The following is a 1,255-nucleotide window of genomic DNA, read 5'->3' on the forward strand; positions in this document are numbered from 1 at the left end:
GAAGTGTATTAGGCTTTTTGGTAGGTATTTTGTTTATTCATTTCGGCGTTACAGGTAAAGATTCAGTTCAGTCGCTGTTTAAAAAGTTAACTGGTCGTAGTTTTAGCAATGGCACATAACAAAAAAATTAAGTCACTCACTGCGTTCGCTGGGACGCAGACACGTGGGCTGCTTCGCATTATAGCCCACGCGCCTGCGCCCCTTATTTAAAAGTTAGGTGCTAAAAAGGAATTTATGATGACTCTGATTGATATGCCTAAACCTCTACTAATCCTTGTCATTGTTTATACAGCTTACTCGCTGGTGTCTCTTATGTCCTTTTCAAACATGTATCTCTCTATCATCCTCATTGCGATCGTATTTGGTATAAGCGGACGATTTCGCAGCGCACTTGTAGGGCTACGCATATTTGTAGCGCTGCAAATTTTCGTTGCAGCTATTCTGCTTATCTTTCTAGTTGCATTTTCAACCGTCGAGATATCTCAAACTTTCAAACAATTTAATGAACAACCATACGCAGAACTTTTAATTTTCTATTTGTTTTTAGCTTTTCAGTGTTATGTTTCTTACTCTAGAAAAACAAGGATGTATGTTGAACGCACCTAACAAAAAAATTAAGTCACTCACTTCGTTCGTTGGGACGCATACACGTGGGCTGCTTCGCATTTTAGCCCACGCGCCTGCGCCCCTTATTTAAAAGTTAGTAGCCACTAGTATTTATATCTTTATGTCATTCAACATTGATCAAAAACTTATATTTGCAGTTCGTGGAAGAAACCTCGAATTAGTAAAAGAGAGACTTGCTGAAGGCGGCAATATCAATCACCAAGATCCTATGCATGGTTCAGCACTTATTGCTGCGATCAACAATGATGATGTAAATCTGATTCAATACTTAATTGAAAATGGAGTAGACGTTAATGCTGAGAATAAATATGGTGTAGTACCCATTGAAGTCGCACTTCATCATTCCACAGATGAGGTAGTCAAACTTTTGGCTTGGTCTGGAGCAAGGATTAAAAGTAGAGTTAGGACACATTGGCAAGAGCGTTTGGAGTCATGTTTACGTGGCAACTAACAAACAAATTATGGCACTCGCTGCCGCTCGCTGGGACGCAAACACGTGCGCGGCTTCGCCATTATTGCACACGTGTCTGCGCCCCATATTTGGAAGTTAGGTACTCATGAATAAATTTCAATTCTTGAGTGAAACAGAAATCAAAAATTTTAGACTGATTTTTGTTGGAATTTTCGC

The 1,255-nt window shown here is 39.7% G+C and carries 2 protein-coding genes; both read left to right on the top strand.

Annotation, left to right across the window (positions count from 1 at the left end; all coding sequences use genetic code 11):
• The first annotated feature begins 234 nt into the window (after window positions 1-234).
• On the top strand, window positions 235-606 hold the full coding sequence (locus tag LHL20_RS20940; RefSeq protein ID WP_226434693.1) for a hypothetical protein: 372 nt from the start codon (window positions 235-237) through the stop codon (window positions 604-606).
• A gap of 121 nt (window positions 607-727) precedes the next feature.
• Complete coding sequence (locus tag LHL20_RS20945; protein WP_226434694.1) at window positions 728-1,078, top strand: ankyrin repeat domain-containing protein; 351 nt, start codon at window positions 728-730, stop codon at window positions 1,076-1,078.
• Window positions 1,079-1,255: the final 177 nt, after the last annotated feature.

This window comes from Alteromonas sp. McT4-15, from assembly GCF_020515205.1.
Lineage (GTDB): Bacteria > Pseudomonadota > Gammaproteobacteria > Enterobacterales > Alteromonadaceae > Alteromonas.

What these genes read in the sequence shown, in the direction of transcription:
- LHL20_RS20940 (WP_226434693.1), top strand. Translation starts at nt 235, where the DNA reads ATGATGACTCTGATTGATATGCCTAAACCTCTACTAATCCTTGTCATT.
- LHL20_RS20945 (WP_226434694.1), top strand. Translation starts at nt 728, where the DNA reads ATGTCATTCAACATTGATCAAAAACTTATATTTGCAGTTCGTGGAAGA.